The following is a 15,063-nucleotide window of genomic DNA, read 5'->3' as shown; positions in this document are numbered from 1 at the left end:
TTCCTCTACCCGATAAAGTGCCGCAATAGCCCCGCCGCGGCGACGCCGATGATCACTGTGGGCAGCATGGAGAGCCGCGTCGCGGCCACCAGCGTAATGGCGATGGCGATCAGGTCGGCCGGATTATTGGCGACAAAGCTGGGCGCAATCACCGAGATCAGCACGCAGCCCGGCGCCGCCTCCATGACGGCGGTGGCGCGTGGGCTCAGCGTGCGATTGCGCAACACCAGATAGCCACCGATTCTGGTGCAATAGGTCGCGGCCGCCATCAGCACGATGGTCAGGACGGTCAACGGATCGATCATGCCTCGTCTCCCGTCAGCACATAGGCCGCGATCAGCCCGGACAGGGCGCCGGCTGCCACATACCAGGCCCCCGGCACGAACAGATAGGTGAGGGCGGCGACCACCAGGCTCACTAGCCAGGGCCGTGCCGCGGCAAAGCCCTTCCACATGCCCCGCATCAACACCAGGAACACGGCGGGAAACGCCATGTCGAACCCATAGGCCTCGACATCGCCCATGATCGGTCCAAGGGCCGCGCCCAGCGTGGTGAAGGCCACCCAGGCCACATAGAACACCAGAGCCGTACCCAGATAATAGGGCAGGCTGAATGCCGGATGCAGGCCCCGCTTAGCACGGGCCTTGGCATCCGCAATGCCCAGCGCCCAGCTTTCATCGGTCATGGCGAACAGCGCGGGCAGCGCCTTGCGCTTGGGCAGATGCCGCAGATAGGGCGCGATGGCCGCTCCCATCAGCAGATGCCGGCTATTGACCAGGAAGGTGATGGCGACGATCAGCGCGATGTGGGGCGGGGAGGTCCAGAGCTGGATGGCGGCGAATTCCGATCCGCCGGCAAAGTTGAGCCCCGTCATCAGAGGCAGCTCGATAACACTGAGCCCCTTTTGCGATGCCTGCGCACCCAGCACCAGCGCATAGGGAATGATCCCCAGCAGCACGGGAACGCAGCTCTTCATCCCGCGCACCAGTTCCGAACCCAACGGCGATTGCTCGCCGCTCGCCTCGCCTTCCATGGCAGTCATGTCATTATCCATCACTTCGCAATCGCGTTCTTCTATTCCAGTTTTGGCGCAATCGGGTTGCGAAGAGAGCGCAGTTTTCTCAATTCATGGCGCATGGTACCGTAAAAATCCAATTTCGTGGAATCCAATGCCATGCAACTCGATGACATCGACCGCAAGATACTGCGCGCCCTGCAGCGCGATGGCCGTATGCAGAATATCGAACTGGCCAAGGAAGTAGGTCTATCACCCTCGCCCTGCCTGCGCCGTGTGCGGCTTCTGGAACAGGCCGGCATCATTGACCGATATGTGGCCGTGCTCAACCCCGCCAAGATCGGCAAGCGCCTGACGCTCTTCGCCCGCGTCTGGCTCAAGGCACAGGACGAGGAAACGATCGAGCATTTCGTCGAGGAGGTGCTAAAGCTCCCCCAGGTGCTCGAATGCTATCTGATGCTGGGCGATTGCGACGTGCTGGTGCGCATCGTCGCCGAAGACATTGACGACTATCGCCGCTTCCAGTCCGAACATCTGAGCCGCATCAGGGGCCTGCAAAACGTCAAGACCGATGTACCCAGCCAGGTGGTCAAGCAGACGTCGGAACTGCCGGTTTAGGTGAGGGGCAGGGCCTGCCGGTTCTTGCACGCAGCAAGTTTCCCCCACCCACGGCGTCATTCCCGCGCAGGCGGGAATCCACTCTTCAAACTGTGACGAAGAGAAAGAATGGATTCCCGCCTGCGCGGGAATGACGTTGTGGATGACCACAAAAACGAAAAAACCGAAGCCGAAGCCCCGGTTCTTCCATGTCGTGCCGATGGAGGTCAGTGCACGATGAGCGGCCGCGGTGCATCGCGGCCGTTTGGCTTAGAAGCGGTAGTTCACGCCGAGCGTAACGGCATGATTGGTCAGATCGTCGGTGCGGGCGATGCCGGCAACCGTGCTGTCCACGTCGAAATAGCGGGTCTGCAGATATTCGGCGCGCACGCTGAAATTATTGCCCAGGTTCTGTTCGACACCGGCGCCGAAGACCACGCCACCATAGGTGTCGGTGCCCGACGTGGTGGTGCCGCTCGGCTCCAGTTCGGCCAGCGAAGCACCGGCCGTGCCGTAGATCAGGGTATCGCCCAGCGCCACGCCGGCGCGGCCCTTGGCGGCCAGCGACCAGTTCTGCGTCAGCCCGGCATCGGGGGTGAGTTCGTAGCGCAGTTCATCACTGAGCGTACCCGAGACTTCGGCGCCCACCACGAACTGGCCGAACTGCTGCAGGTAGCCGGCCTGCACGCCGCCCGAGAACGACGTGTTGTCGAAGTCGTCGGCGCTCATCATGCCGCCATGCGCACCGGCATAAAAGCCGCTCCAGTTGTCGGTGGCTACGGCCAGCCCGGCATCGGAATAGGAAATCGCGGCGGGGGCGGGCGTATAGAGGTCGGCGGCCTGTGCGGCGGAAACCGAAGCGACGGCGACGGTGCCCGTCAGCAGGGCGGCGAGGGTGTAGCGAAGGGACACTTGGTCATACTCCTGAAAACAACGCATTGCGGCCATTCTTGGCGGCCTCGGCATGAGGCGGCTCGACCGCTTTGCCTGAAGCGAGAATGTGCCCCCAAGCTTGCGTGGGCCTTACAGGGCTGGAACCGGTTCCGATTTTTTTGCCGCCTGTCGTAAAACCGGCAGGGAGATGATGATGCAGGCCCCGCCCGAGGGCGCATCGGCAATGGTGATATGCCCGTGATGCCGCCGCACAATGGCCTCCACCAGATTGAGGCCGAGCCCCGCGCCATGTGCCGCTGGCTTGACGCGATAGAAGGGCTCGAACACCCGGTCGCGCTCGCTGATGGGAATGCCCGGACCATCGTCGCTGACCGAGATCGTGCCGTCGCGGCCCACATCGACGGTGATTTCACCCTTCTTGCCGCCATAGGCTATGGCGTTCTGGATGACATTGGTCAGCGCCCGGCTGAGGCTGCTGCTGTCGCCATCGACCATCACCGGGTCATCGGGCGCGTTCAGCGACAATTCGTAGCCCGCTGCGATGGCCAGCGGCGCGAGGTCTCCCACCACATTGCCTGCCATGTCGCCAAGCTCGAGCGGCTCGAAATGGCTGTCGCCCAGATCCATCCGCTGCAGGTCGAGCAATTGTCCGGCAAGACTCGCCAGACGCGCGGCGTCCACCAGCAATTGCGCCTGTTCGGGGAAGGGCTCGGCCATCTCGATCCGGGTTTGCAGAATGGCGATGGGTGTGCGCAACTCATGAGCAGAGTCGGCCAGGAAGCGTTCACGCTTAGCGTAGGAATCGTCGAGCCGCGCCAGCCCGTCATTGACCGCCTTGACCAGGGGCTGCACCTCGTCGGGCAGTCCATCGGTGGAAAGCCGCGTGCCGCGCGCATTGATGTCGATCAACTTGGCCTGGTCCGCCACGGCGCTGAGGCCGCGCATTTCCCGCCGCACGATCCTGGGAATGGTGATGGCGCTGGCCAGCCCCAGAACGAAGACAATAGCGAGCGCCAGGATGCCCGAAACGCGCTTGATAATGCCGGCCACGCCCACAGTGGGGCCGCCGCCGGTCATCACGCGGACTGTGCCGACCGGAGATTGCTCGGTACGCACCAGCAGCGAGCCATAGCTGGGGTCGGTGGTTCGCACTTCCACCGATTCCAGCAGCCAGAGTTCGTCTTCGATCTGCCGGTACATCGGGGGCACTTCGCCCAGGGTGGCCGAGGCACCCGACTGGTTGCGCACGTAAAGCCACATACTGGGATAGTCGCGGCGCACCGCCTCGAGTTCGGGCGTCGCGACAAAATTGATCTGCTTGTCCTCCACATCCACCAGGCTATGGGCAAAAACCATCGTCGCCCTCGGGTCGAGCGGCTGGGCGTCGCCCAGGAAATCGACGACCGGCGCCACGACCGTGGGGAAGACCCCCAGACCGAAAAACAGTGCGAGGGTGATCAGCTGCACGCGGATCATGCGGCGTGTCAGCTTGCGGGCGAGGGAAGTGCGGGTGGGTTTCACGTCAGTTTCAGCAGATAGCCGACCCCGCGCACGGGGTGGATGATGACCGAGGCACCCGCATCCGCAAGCTTGCGGCGCAGGCGCGAGATATGGGCTTCGAGCGAATTGGACTGGATTTCGTCATCCGAGCCATAGACTTCTTCTTCGAGCAGATTACGGCGTACCGTACGCCCGGCGCGGCGCATCAGGCTTTCGAGCACCAGATATTCACGCCGCGGCAGGTCCAGCCGCTCGCCATGCACAAAGACTTCGCCCTGGTTGAGGTCGAAAGCCAGATTGCCCAGGCTCAGCGGCTTTGATGCCACCTGGCTGGGCCGCCGCAAAATGGCGCGCAGCCGCGCCACCAATTCGCTGACCACGAAGGGCTTGGGCAGATAGTCGTCCGCCCCGAGGTTGAGGCCTTCCACCCGGTCGTCGGCCGAGCCGCGGGCGGAAAGCACGACGATGGGCACATTAGGGCGCTTCTTGCGCAGGAAGGCGATCAGCGAGGCGCCGTCGCCATCGCCCAATTGCCGGTCCAGGATCACCAGGTCATGCGCCACCATTTCAATGGCTTCGCGAGCAATTTCAATCGAAGGGGCATGATCGGTGACAAAATCATGCTTCTCGAGCGCGCTGCGCAGTAGAGCCGCCATATCGGGCTCATCTTCCACCAGCAATATTCGCATGCAGACTAGCCTCCTGGCTCCTGTGACAGTCGATTGTCCGCGATAACCCTTGCCGCAACCTTGCGGTCCCAGCCCTGCACTATTTGCAGGCCAATCCTGCATTTCATGCTTCCGCTATCAGCGCAATGTTGACGCAATCTTGTCGGGTGACAAGCGGCACGTTGCTGTGGCTTGCCGTCGGCGTCGTGCCGGAAAATGGTTCTGCGTGGGCGGGCCCAGCGACACCCAGTTTTCCCCTTAATCAGGCCGGAGCAGTGCCGTGAACGTCCATGTGGAACGCCCCGACAATAGTATCAAACCCGAATGGGCGCTGACCCGGCGCGAGCGCAAGCGTCAGGCGCTGATCGATGCCGGTCTTGCCCCCCGCAAGTTTCCCTGGTTCTGGGCGCTGGCCATTGTCATCGTCGGCGCTGGCGCGGCCTATATATTGGTGCCGCAGCTGACCGCGACGGAAGCCTCGACCCCGGCCCCGGTCGTTGCCGCGCCCGACCCGGTCAAGCTGGTCCTCAGCGCCGATGTCACGACGCTGGCCCCCCAGACCATTACCGAAACGCTCAAGGCCACCGGCTCGCTCGCGCCACGCCGCACCATTGCGCTGTCATCGCAGGTCAATGGCACGGTGGATGATGTGCGGTTCCGCGTCGGCGATAGCGTTAGAGCTGGTGATGTGCTGGTGCAGGTCGATATCGAAACGCTTAACATCCAGCTCCAGCAGCAAAAGAGCACTGCCGAGGCCACGCGCGCCCAGCTCGCCCAGGCCGAGGCCCAGGTCGAACGCACCGAGCGCCTCAATACCCGCGGGCTGGTTGCATCAGCCAATCTCGATAGCGAGCGCGCCAATGTGGACGCGCTCCGCTCCAATCTCAAGGCGCTCGAATCCCAGGTTGCCGCCGCCGAAATCGGCCTGCGCAACGCCACGGTCATCGCGCCCTTCGATGGCGTCGTGGCAGCCCGTTCGGTCGAGCCGGGGCAGGTGACCTCGCCAGGCGCCGCGCTCATGCAGATTGTCGATCTCTCGGTCATGGAAATGACCGCCTATGTTCCCGTCAGCGCCAGCCCCAATCTGCGCCCGGGCCAGGCCGTGACCCTGACGGTCGAAGGTCTGCCCGGCCGCCAGTTCAGCGGCAGCGTCGCCGGCATCAGCCCCGTCGCCACCGAGGGCACGCGCACCGTTCCCGTATTGGTCACAGTCGACAATCCCGGCGGCGAATTGCGCGGGGGCATGTTCGCCACCGGCCAGATCGTCACTGCCGAGGTCGAAAACACCCTTGCCGTGCCGCCGGCGGCCATCCGTGAGGATGCCGAAGGCCAGTTCGTGCTCAAGATCGTCGATGGCGATCTGGTCCGCCAGGCTGTCGAACCCTCGCGCAGCTGGCGCGCTGCCCGTGTCACCGAACTGGCCTCGGGCCTTGCCGTAGGCGACACCTTCGTCTCCGGCCGGCTCGACGACCTGCGTGCCGGCATGCAGGTTCGCGTGGTGGAGAACTAATCGATGTTCCTCACTCGCATCAGCGTCAATCATCCCGTCTTTGCCACCATGATCATGGTGGCAATCATGGTGTTCGGTATCTACTCCTATCAGCGCCTGCCCATCGAGCAATTGCCCGATGTGGACCTTCCCGTCGTCGCCGTGCTGGTCAGCTATCCTGGCGCCTCCGCTGAATCGGTCGAAAACGACATCATCAAGCCGATCGAAGATTCGGTGAACACCATCAGCGGCATCGACTCCCTGCAGTCGACGGCCCGGCAGAACCAGGCCCTCGTCGTCATCATGTTCGACATGGGCGTGAACTCGGTCGAAGCCTTGCAGGAAGTGCGCGACAAGATGGCCTCCGTCGAGGCCGATCTGCCGCAGAATTCCGACAAGCCGCAAATCCTGCGCTTCGACCCGGCCGCCATGCCGGTCGTGTCGCTGGCCGTGCGCTCCGACACCATGTCGCCCACCGATCTGACCAAGCTGGCCGATGACGTGGTGGTTGAACGCTTGCGCAATATCCAGGGCGTGGGCAGCGTGACGCTGGTCGGTGGCGTTCCCACCCAGATCGATGTGCAGGTCGACCCTGACCGCCTGGATGCCTTTGGCGTGTCCATGAGCGATGTGATGAATGCCATCGCCCAGAACAACCGCGATCTGCCCGCCGGCAGCATCACCGAGGGCTCGGTTGCCCGCTCGATCCAGATCGAGGGCAAGATCAGCAATATCGACGATTTCGACAATATCATTGTCGCCCGCACGGGCGGCCAGCCTGTGCGCCTGGGCGACGTGGCCACAATTCGCTCCGGCGCCGCCGAGGACGAAAGCCTGGCCTTCATCAATGGCGAGCGCGCGCTCTCCATCGATATTCTGAAGGTCCAAGGCGCCAACACGGTTGGCGTGGCCCACGATATTCACAAGACGCTCGAGCTGCTCGAACAGAACGAGCTGCCTCCTGGCGTTCACCTCGATGTGGTGCGCGACAATTCCGTCTCGGTGGAACAGTCCTTCCACACGGTCCAGTCGATGATCATGGAAGGCGCGCTGCTTGCCGTGCTGATCGTGTTCGTCTTCCTCAATTCCTGGCGCTCCACCGTCATCACCGCCCTGACGCTGCCCATCTCCATCATCGGTACCATGGTCGTGCTCTACATGCTGGGCTTCACGCTCAACATGATGACGCTGATGGCGCTGTCCCTGTCGGTGGGTATCCTCATCGACGACGCCATCGTGGTGCGTGAAAACATCATGCGGCACCTGCATATGGGCAAGGGCCACTTCCAGGCGGCGGTCGATGGCACCAACGAGATCGGCCTCGCCGTGCTCGCCTCCACCCTCTCCATCGTCGCTGTGTTCCTGCCGGTGGCCTTCATGGAAGGCATGATCGGCAAGTTCTTCCTGCAATTCGGCGTCACCGTCTCGGTCGCCGTGATGATCTCGCTGTTCGTTGCCTTCACGCTCGACCCCATGATGAGCAGCGTCTGGTATGACCCCGCTTCCGAGCCGGGCGCCAAGCGCGGTCCGATCGGCCGGGTGATCGCCAAGTTCGACGATTTCTTCTCCTGGCTCAGCGAGCGCTACCGCAGCCTGCTGCGCTGGGTGCTGCGCCACCGCATCACCACGCTTGCCACCGCAGTCGTGCTGTTCTTTTCGAGCTTCCTGCTATTGCCCATGGTCGGCATTGAATTCGTGCCGCCGGACGATACCAGCGAATTCACCGTCGAGGTGGAAACCCCGCAAGGCTCCTCGCTCGCCTATACCGGCGACAAGGTTCGCCAGATCGAGGCGCTGCTGCGGGAAATGCCCGAGGTCGAGCGAACCTATGCCACTATCAATGCGGGACAGAGCGCCACCGGCGAAAATTCGGCCAGTATCCTGGTTTCCATGGTGCCGCCCGGCCAACGCGACCGCATGCCTCACGAAATGACCGGGCCGGCCCGCGAAGTGCTGGCTCAGGTTCCAGGCATTACCAGCGTCGTTGGCGTCGCCAGCGGCATGGGCGGTGGCGTCTCCAAGCCCGTCCAGGTCACTCTTTATGGCGATAGCTTCGCCACTCTGGGCCGGCTGGCGGACGAGTTCAGCACCAAGCTCGCCGGTATTACGGGGCTGGCCGATATTGAAAGCTCCCTGCAGGACGCTCAGCCGGTAGTCGGTATCCGCGTCAATCAGGATCTTGCCAGCGAAGTGGGCGTATCCCTCCAGCAGATCGGCGCCGTTCTCCAGCCCATGCTGAGCGGGGAAGAAGTCAGCGAATGGACCTCTCCGGAAGAGGACACCTATAAGCTGATCGTCCGCCTGCCGCCGCAGGAGCGCGATCAGGTTGAAGCGCTCTATAACCTGCCCATTACCCGCAATGGGACCTCCGTCGTGCGGCTGGGCGACATTGCCGATGTGGCCATGTCGACCGGCCCGGGCGAGATCTCCCGCAAGGACCTGACCCGCCAGATCACCATCGATGCCAATATTTCGGGCGTCACCATCGGCGATGTCATGCCCGCCATCCAGCAGGCCATGAACGAGATGGAGCTGCCACCCGGCTACCGCATCTCCATGGGCGGCGATGCCGAGCAATTGGGCGATACCGCGGCTTCCGCCGGTGCGGCCTTGTTGCTGGCGGTGATCTTCATCTACCTGGTGCTGGCCAGCCAGTTCGGCAGCTTCCTGCAGCCGGTGGCCATCATGATGTCGCTGCCTCTCTCGCTGGTCGGCGTTATCCTGGGCCTGCTGGTCGGCGGCTCCACCCTCAATATGATGAGCATGATCGGCTTCATCATGTTGATGGGCCTGGTGGTGAAAAATGCCATCCTGCTGGTCGATAATGCCAACCAGCATGTCAAGCAGGGATGGAACCTCTACGACGCCCTGGTCGAGGCCGGCGGCACTCGCTTCCGCCCCATCATCATGACCACCCTGGCCATGGTGTTCGGCATGCTGCCGCTGGCGCTCAGCATCCATGAGGGCAGCGGGCAGAACGCCCCCATGGCCCATGCCGTGATCGGCGGCTTGATCAGTTCGACCCTGCTGACGCTGGTCGTGGTGCCGGTGATCCTGACCTATACCGATAGCCTGGCACGCTTCACCAAGCGCCTGATGCCCGGCAAGCCCGCCCATCATGGCGAAGGCCACGAGACCACTGATAGCTCGCCCGCCAAAGCCTGATGGCCACCCCGGCAGGCGTGCAGCCCAACCCTCCGGCTGCACGCCTGTTGCTTATCCGCAAAACGGCAAGGACTGCGCCATGACCGCCAGCCCGGCACTGCCCCTGTCCACCAGCGAGAGCTTGTGGACCGTGGGGCGCCTCGTTCATTCTCTCGAAACCGAACTCAACGCGCTCTTCCAGTCGTTCAATCTCTCCTTCAACCGCGCGCAGGTCCTCGTCCTGCTGCTCGATGCGCCGCATCTGCTCAGCCAGGCCAGGCTGACCGGTGCCCTGGGCGTCGAGCACGCCAGCGGAGTCAAAATTCTCAACGGCATGGAGGCCCGGGGCCTGATCTTCCGGGTAGTCGACCGCAACGACCGGCGCGCGCGCCTCATCGGCCTCACCGATGACGGCTTTGCTGTCGCCCAGGACGTCGCCCAACACGCCGAACGCCTCTGCGCCAGGCTGTTCAACGCTCCCTACCGCCAGAACATGCAGGCCAGCTATCAATTCGTCCGCCAGCTTTCCGCCACGCTAAGCCGCGCTGGCTGAGGTGCGGTGCCCTGATGGCCCACGGCCCGCACCGCGAAAATAGGCGCAAACGTCGCCTACCTCCTTGCTCTCCTCCCCGCAGCGCCTCCCTCGGGCTTGACCCGAGGGCCACTCTCAAAGCAGCAGAAGCGGCGAGCGATCCTCGGGTCAGGCCCGAGGAAAGCGATTGTGGTTGGGCAGCATCTGAGAAGTGCACCGATACCCTCCCGCCGAGTCATGCAAGCTGATTTGCCCACCGCTGCCCGATTGTGGCAGCAATGTGCAAACCCTTGCGCCAGGCAATCATTACAATGCGTCCATGTTCAAAAAACATAAGCAAAATCAATAAACTAAGTACGCATAGAAAAATTTCGTTTTCCCGCTTTCCGCAAGCTTGGGGCAAGCTTGCAGACCTAGCTTGGCGTCACCTTCAAGAAAGGAAGACCCCAAATGAAAACCATTACTTTTGCTATTCTCGCTACTGCTGCTGCTGCCTTTGCGCTGCCTGCCAACGCTGCCAGCCTGACCCAGGGCGACGACCTGTTCGGCCACTCCAAGTTCAACATCGAGCGCACGCTTGCCGAACGCGGCATCGACGCGACCGGTCTTGAGGCCTGGGGCCAGTCGATCCGCGCCACCGTCACCAACCCCGATGGCACGCAGACGACGCAGTTCTTCGACAAGGACACTTTCCAGCCGGTTCGTTCCAGCGGCCTGAGCACTTCGCAGAGCACTGGCACCGGCGATACCTATGCTCGCGGCGATTTCGGCTCCAGCAACAACACGATCATCAGCCAGTAAAACGTTACGCAACTGGGGGCGGCCAATCACTGCCCCCGAGTTGCTCTAGATCGAGCGGATCATCCCGCCATCGATCCTGACGCGTGAGCCGGTCACATAGCTGGCCCGCTCGCTCACCAGAAAAACCACCACATCGGCGAGTTCCTCCGGGCGTCCATAACGGCCCGTGGGAATGCTTGCTTTTGAGGCCTGGCGCACCGCGTCTATGTCTATCCCTTGCCGTTTTGCCGCCGCCGCGTCGAGTTCATCGACGCGGTCGGTATGGATACGGCCCTGCACCACAACATTGACAGTGATCCCGGACGCCGCGACTTCGCTCGCCAGCGTCTTGGACCACCCCACCAATGCCTGCCGCAGCGCGTTGGATATCGCCAGCCGCGCAATCGGCGCCTCCACCCCTGACGATGTCAGCGTCACAATGCGCCCCCAGCCGCGCCCGGTCATAGCGGGCAGCAACGCCTGATTGAGCGCAATGATATTGCCCACCATGGCCTCAAACGCCGCATTCCACGCCGATAGCGGCACCGTGCTGGCCTCGCCGGGCGCCGGCCCGCCCGAATTGTTGATGATGATATCGACGCCGCCCTCGGCAACCAGCGCCGCACTCAGCGCCGCCACCGAAGCCCCATCCGCCAGATCAAGCCGCCGACCCACAATCGAGCCATTCAGCGCCTTGTCGACCTGCCCATCGAGCGCCGTCACCAGCTTCACGCTGCGCGCCGCCCCGATCACCCGCACGCCTTCATTGGCCAGCCCCAGTGCAATCGCCGCGCCCAGCCCCTTGCTCGCACCCAGTACCAGCGCGCGCTTACCTTCCAGCCCCAGCTTCACGCCCCAATCTCCTTGAGGCGGATCGCTTGCCGCGCCAGCAAGCGTTCGACATCGGCAATATCGGCCGCCGACAATACCGGCCGCGGCTTGCGCAGCGCGCCCGATTTGATCGCCCCCCGCTTGGCCAGCACATATTTGCGCGCCGCCAGCCCGATCCCCTGCTGCTGCTCGTAACGCGCCAGCGGCAGGTAGGCGTCAAAAATGTCATGCGCCCGCTCGACCTTGCCGTCGGCAAAGGCATTGACCACGCCCACCATCATTTCGGGAAAGCAGAACCCGGTCATCGCCCCATCCGCGCCACGCGACATTTCCTCGGGCAGGAACAGCCCGCCATTGCCGCAGAGAATAGAAATCCGCCGCGTCTCGCCCTTGGCACTCCCGGCCCGCAGCGCCGAAATCTTGGACAGGCCCGGCCAATCCTCATGCTTGAGCATCACGCAATTGGGCACTTCGCGCACAATGCGTTCGATCACCTTGGGTGCGATGGTGACATTGGTGGTCAGCGGATAATCCTGCAGCACGAACGGGATTTCCCCCAGCGCCTCGCCCACCGATTGGTAAAACGCAAAGCTCTGATCATCCGTCTTGGTCGTCCAGGGCGGCGCGACCATCACGCCCGCCGCACCCTGATCCATCACCTTTTCGGCCAGCTCCGTCATCGGCGCCAGACCCGGCGCCGAAACCCCCACCACTACCGGCAGGCGACCATTCAGCCGCTTGAGCATCCGCTCTACCACAAGGCTCGATTCCGCTGAGGTCAGCTTGGGCGCTTCCCCCAATTGCCCCAGCACCGTAATCCCGCTGACCCCGGCCGCCTCGTAGAAATCGACCATGGAATCCACGCTGTCGAGGTCTAACGCCCCCTCATCGGTAAACGGGGTAACGGCAATGACGTAAACGCCCTTTGCCTCTTCGGTGAGCTTGGCCATGGGGACCTCCAGAAAGTGCCGCGGTCAGCGGCTGAAAAACAGGGAATTGGGCGTATCGACGAAAATCTGCTGCCGCAATTGCGGGTCGGGGAGCCAGTGTTCATAGGCTGACAGCAAATCGCCATCGTCCGGCATCCCATCCCACAATTCAGTATGCGGCCAATCACTGCCCCAGAGCAGCCGGTGCGGATGCGAGGCCGTAAGCGCCGTAATAGCAGCCCCCACATCGGCATAATCAGCCCGCGCTGTCAGCCGATAGGGCGCCGAAATCTTGGTACAGATATTGGGCCGGTCGAGCAGCCGCCGCAACGCATCCAGCCGTTCGCCCGTATCCGCCTCACCAAACCGGATAAACGCCAGATGGTCCAGCACCAGCGGAACCTCGCCATGCTCGAGCGCCGCCACATCAGCCAATTGCTCCGCCCGCACCTGAAATTGCACCGACCAACCCAGCGGCCCGACCTTGCCGAGTAATTCCGCTACGGCCTCCAGCGCCACTCCAGCCTTATTGCGCGTATTGATCCGAATGCCGCGCACCCCGCCCGCATCCAGCTCACGCAATGCCCCGGCAGAAATATCCGGCGCCACCACGGCGACCCCGCGCAAACGCCCGGGATCACGCGCAATCGCCCGCAGCATCACCCCATTATCGAGCCCATAAACGCTAGGCTGCACCAGCACCCCGCGCGCAATCCCCGCCGCCTCGGCATAAGGCTGCCAATCGGCAATAGTCAGTATCTGCGGCGTATAGCTGCGCGGCGACGCCAGCGGTGCTCCGGCCTCAAACACATGAAAATGGCTATCGCAAGCGCCCACCGGCAAGCGGGGCAGGGCGCCCAATGGCTTGGGCGGCAGACAAAGCGGCGCGTCACTCACGGCAACGGCCCAGCCTGCAGAAAATCAAAATCGGCCCCTTCATCGGCCTGCATCACATGCTCATGATAGAGCCGGTCATAGCCCCGCCGTGCCGTCTCTGCCGGCGGCGGCAGCGCCACCATGCGCCGCTCGAATTCGGCCGGCGCAATATCGAGATTCAGCACCCGCCCCGGCACATCCAGCGTAATGCGATCTCCATTCTGCACGATCGCCAGTGGCCCACCAGCAGCCGCCTCCGGCGAAATATGCAGGATCACCGTGCCAAAGGCCGTGCCGCTCATCCGCGCATCGGAAATCCGCACCATATCCTTCACGCCCTGCCGCGCGAGCTTGCGCGGAATGGGCAGATACCCCGCCTCCGGCATGCCCGGCGCCCCCTTGGGCCCGGCATTGCGCAACACCAGCACATCATCCGCCGCCACATCGAGGTCGTCGCTGTCAATGCGGTTGGCCAGGTCCTCGACCGAGTCAAACACCACCGCCCGCCCACTATGCTGCATCAGCGCCTTGGACGCCGCCGATTGTTTGATAACAGCCCCGCGCGGCGCCAGATTCCCCTTGAGCACGGCCAGCGTGCCAATCGGCTTCAGCGGCGCCGCCATGCTGCGGATAATGGTCTGCCCCGGCTCATCCACCACCGCATCGATCACCTCGCCAATACTGGCGCCATGGATCGTCGGCGCATTCAGATCAAGCTCGCCCCGAATTTCCTTGAGCAAGGCCGGCACGCCGCCAGCCTTATGAAACTGCTCCATATAATGTTGCCCCGACGGCTGCAGATCGACCAGCAGCGGCACCCGCCGCCCCAGCTCATCCAGCAGCGCCATATCCAACGGAATCCCCAGCCGCCCGCAAATCGCGGCCAGATGCACCACCGCATTGGTCGACCCGCCCATCGCCTGCAAAGCCACCAGCCCATTGCGGATCGCCGCTGGCGTCAACAGCTCCTTGACCGTCGGCCCGCCTTCTGAAGCCAGCTTCGCCGCCAGGCTCCCCGTCGCCTCTGACAGCCGCACCCGCTCCGCCTCGGTCGCCGGTGCCGAACCCGCCCGTGGCAAGCACAGCCCCATTACCTCGGTCAGATTGGCCATGGTGCTGGCCGTGCCCATCACCGTGCAGGTGCCCACCGAACTGACCAGCCGGTTGTTCACCTCGCCAATCTCGGCCTCGTCGATCTCCCCGGCCCGGAACCGCCCCCAAAACCGGCGGCAATCCGTACACGCCCCCAGCCGCTCACCCTTGTGGTGGCCCGTCGCCATCGGCCCGGTCGGCAAAAACACCGCCGGAATATCGCTGCTCGCCGCCGCCATGATCTGCGCCGGCAGCGTCTTGTCGCAGCCCCCGATCAGAATGACGCTGTCCATGGGCTGGGCGCGGATCATCTCCTCGGTTTCCATCGCCATCAGATTGCGCAGATACATCGAGGTCGGCGAGGCAAAGCTTTCGTGGATCGAGATGGTCGGAAACACCATGGGCAGTGCCCCGCCCAGCATCACCCCGCGCTTGGCCGCCTCGATCAGTTGCGGCACATTGCCGTGGCACGGATTGTAGTCCGAATAGGTATTGGCAATGCCCACGATGGGCCGGTCCAACGCGTCGTCGGAATAGCCCATGGCCTTGATGAATGCCTTGCGCAGGAACAGGGAAAAGCCCTGGTCGCCATAGCTGGTCAATTTCCGACGAAGGCCGTTCGACACGCGATACTCCCGTTCCGGCTGCTGTTTTGCCGTCTGCCTGCAAGCTAGTGGCTTCACAAGGATTGTCAATAAAGAAGCGCTGCGCTAAAT

At 63.2% G+C, this 15,063-nt stretch carries 14 protein-coding genes; 5 read left to right on the top strand and 9 right to left on the bottom strand.

Annotated features, from left to right (window positions below):
• Window positions 1-5 precede the first annotated feature (5 nt).
• Both QQL79_RS11870 and QQL79_RS11865 read right to left on the bottom strand, forming a co-directional pair.
• Window positions 6-305 (bottom strand): AzlD family protein, encoded by a 300-nt coding sequence (locus QQL79_RS11870; protein WP_284391058.1) that lies wholly within the window; start codon window positions 303-305, stop codon window positions 6-8.
• Window positions 302-1,042 (bottom strand): AzlC family ABC transporter permease, encoded by a 741-nt coding sequence (locus tag QQL79_RS11865; protein WP_284391057.1) that lies wholly within the window; start codon window positions 1,040-1,042, stop codon window positions 302-304. The genes QQL79_RS11870 and QQL79_RS11865 overlap by 4 nt, the downstream gene beginning before the upstream one ends.
• A 132-nt stretch (window positions 1,043-1,174) precedes the next feature.
• Between QQL79_RS11865 and QQL79_RS11860 the strand changes: the two genes are divergently transcribed.
• Complete coding sequence (locus QQL79_RS11860; protein WP_284391056.1) at window positions 1,175-1,633, top strand: Lrp/AsnC family transcriptional regulator; 459 nt, start codon at window positions 1,175-1,177, stop codon at window positions 1,631-1,633.
• Window positions 1,634-1,882: 249 nt separating this feature from the next.
• Here the strand turns inward: QQL79_RS11860 and QQL79_RS11855 are convergent, their stop codons facing one another.
• The 3 genes from QQL79_RS11855 to QQL79_RS11845 all read right to left on the bottom strand — a co-directional run bounded on the left by QQL79_RS11855 (window position 1,883) and on the right by QQL79_RS11845 (window position 4,695).
• Window positions 1,883-2,524 carry an outer membrane protein gene (locus QQL79_RS11855; RefSeq protein WP_284391055.1) on the bottom strand — a complete coding sequence of 214 codons (642 nt, stop codon included), beginning with the start codon at window positions 2,522-2,524 and terminating at the stop codon, window positions 1,883-1,885.
• 111 nt (window positions 2,525-2,635) lie between these two features.
• Window positions 2,636-4,027: a sensor histidine kinase gene (locus QQL79_RS11850; protein ID WP_284391054.1), complete on the bottom strand. Its 1,392-nt coding sequence runs from the start codon at window positions 4,025-4,027 to the stop codon at window positions 2,636-2,638.
• Entirely contained in the window at window positions 4,024-4,695 is a 672-nt protein-coding gene (locus tag QQL79_RS11845; protein ID WP_284391053.1) for a response regulator transcription factor, read from the bottom strand. Before QQL79_RS11845 ends, QQL79_RS11850 begins: the two co-directional genes overlap by 4 nt.
• A 259-nt stretch (window positions 4,696-4,954) precedes the next feature.
• On the opposite strand from QQL79_RS11845, the gene QQL79_RS11840 reads away from it, so the two are divergent.
• From QQL79_RS11840 to QQL79_RS11825, 4 genes are all read left to right on the top strand, one after another.
• Window positions 4,955-6,184 carry an efflux RND transporter periplasmic adaptor subunit gene (locus QQL79_RS11840; RefSeq protein ID WP_284391052.1) on the top strand — a complete coding sequence of 410 codons (1,230 nt, stop codon included), beginning with the start codon at window positions 4,955-4,957 and terminating at the stop codon, window positions 6,182-6,184.
• Window positions 6,185-6,187: 3 nt separating this feature from the next.
• Window positions 6,188-9,328 (top strand): efflux RND transporter permease subunit, encoded by a 3,141-nt coding sequence (locus QQL79_RS11835; RefSeq protein WP_284391051.1) that lies wholly within the window; start codon window positions 6,188-6,190, stop codon window positions 9,326-9,328.
• A gap of 79 nt (window positions 9,329-9,407) precedes the next feature.
• Window positions 9,408-9,860, top strand: coding sequence for a MarR family winged helix-turn-helix transcriptional regulator (locus tag QQL79_RS11830; protein WP_284391050.1), 453 nt, complete (start codon window positions 9,408-9,410; stop codon window positions 9,858-9,860).
• 429 nt (window positions 9,861-10,289) lie between these two features.
• Window positions 10,290-10,640 carry a hypothetical protein gene (locus QQL79_RS11825; RefSeq protein ID WP_284391049.1) on the top strand — a complete coding sequence of 117 codons (351 nt, stop codon included), beginning with the start codon at window positions 10,290-10,292 and terminating at the stop codon, window positions 10,638-10,640.
• Between the two features lie 45 nt (window positions 10,641-10,685).
• On the opposite strand, the gene QQL79_RS11820 is transcribed toward QQL79_RS11825, so the two are convergent.
• From QQL79_RS11820 to QQL79_RS11805, 4 genes are read right to left on the bottom strand one after another with little or no spacing between them, the layout of a single operon-like run.
• Window positions 10,686-11,471 (bottom strand): SDR family oxidoreductase, encoded by a 786-nt coding sequence (locus QQL79_RS11820; RefSeq protein WP_284391048.1) that lies wholly within the window; start codon window positions 11,469-11,471, stop codon window positions 10,686-10,688.
• On the bottom strand, window positions 11,468-12,400 hold the full coding sequence (locus tag QQL79_RS11815) for a dihydrodipicolinate synthase family protein (RefSeq protein WP_284391047.1): 933 nt from the start codon (window positions 12,398-12,400) through the stop codon (window positions 11,468-11,470). Before QQL79_RS11815 ends, QQL79_RS11820 begins: the two co-directional genes overlap by 4 nt.
• A gap of 24 nt (window positions 12,401-12,424) precedes the next feature.
• Window positions 12,425-13,276 carry an amidohydrolase family protein gene (locus tag QQL79_RS11810; RefSeq protein WP_284391046.1) on the bottom strand — a complete coding sequence of 284 codons (852 nt, stop codon included), beginning with the start codon at window positions 13,274-13,276 and terminating at the stop codon, window positions 12,425-12,427.
• On the bottom strand, window positions 13,273-14,973 hold the full coding sequence (locus QQL79_RS11805; RefSeq protein ID WP_284391045.1) for an IlvD/Edd family dehydratase: 1,701 nt from the start codon (window positions 14,971-14,973) through the stop codon (window positions 13,273-13,275). Before QQL79_RS11805 ends, QQL79_RS11810 begins: the two co-directional genes overlap by 4 nt.
• Window positions 14,974-15,063 lie beyond the last annotated feature (90 nt).

The organism is Devosia yakushimensis, assembly GCF_030159855.1.
In the GTDB taxonomy this organism is placed as follows: Bacteria; Pseudomonadota; Alphaproteobacteria; order Rhizobiales; family Devosiaceae; genus Devosia; species Devosia yakushimensis.
This window is presented reverse-complemented; position numbering and strand designations above follow the sequence as displayed.

Bases quoted from the DNA above. Each gene is read 5' to 3' on its own strand.
- QQL79_RS11870 (WP_284391058.1), bottom strand. From the start codon at position 305: ATGATCGATCCGTTGACCGTCCTGACCATCGTGCTGATGGCGGCCGCG.
- QQL79_RS11865 (WP_284391057.1), bottom strand. From the start codon at position 1,042: ATGACTGCCATGGAAGGCGAGGCGAGCGGCGAGCAATCGCCGTTGGGT.
- QQL79_RS11860 (WP_284391056.1), top strand. From the start codon at position 1,175: ATGCAACTCGATGACATCGACCGCAAGATACTGCGCGCCCTGCAGCGC.
- QQL79_RS11845 (WP_284391053.1), bottom strand. From the start codon at position 4,695: ATGCGAATATTGCTGGTGGAAGATGAGCCCGATATGGCGGCTCTACTG.
- QQL79_RS11835 (WP_284391051.1), top strand. From the start codon at position 6,188: ATGTTCCTCACTCGCATCAGCGTCAATCATCCCGTCTTTGCCACCATG.
- QQL79_RS11830 (WP_284391050.1), top strand. From the start codon at position 9,408: ATGACCGCCAGCCCGGCACTGCCCCTGTCCACCAGCGAGAGCTTGTGG.
- QQL79_RS11825 (WP_284391049.1), top strand. From the start codon at position 10,290: ATGAAAACCATTACTTTTGCTATTCTCGCTACTGCTGCTGCTGCCTTT.
- QQL79_RS11815 (WP_284391047.1), bottom strand. From the start codon at position 12,400: ATGGCCAAGCTCACCGAAGAGGCAAAGGGCGTTTACGTCATTGCCGTT.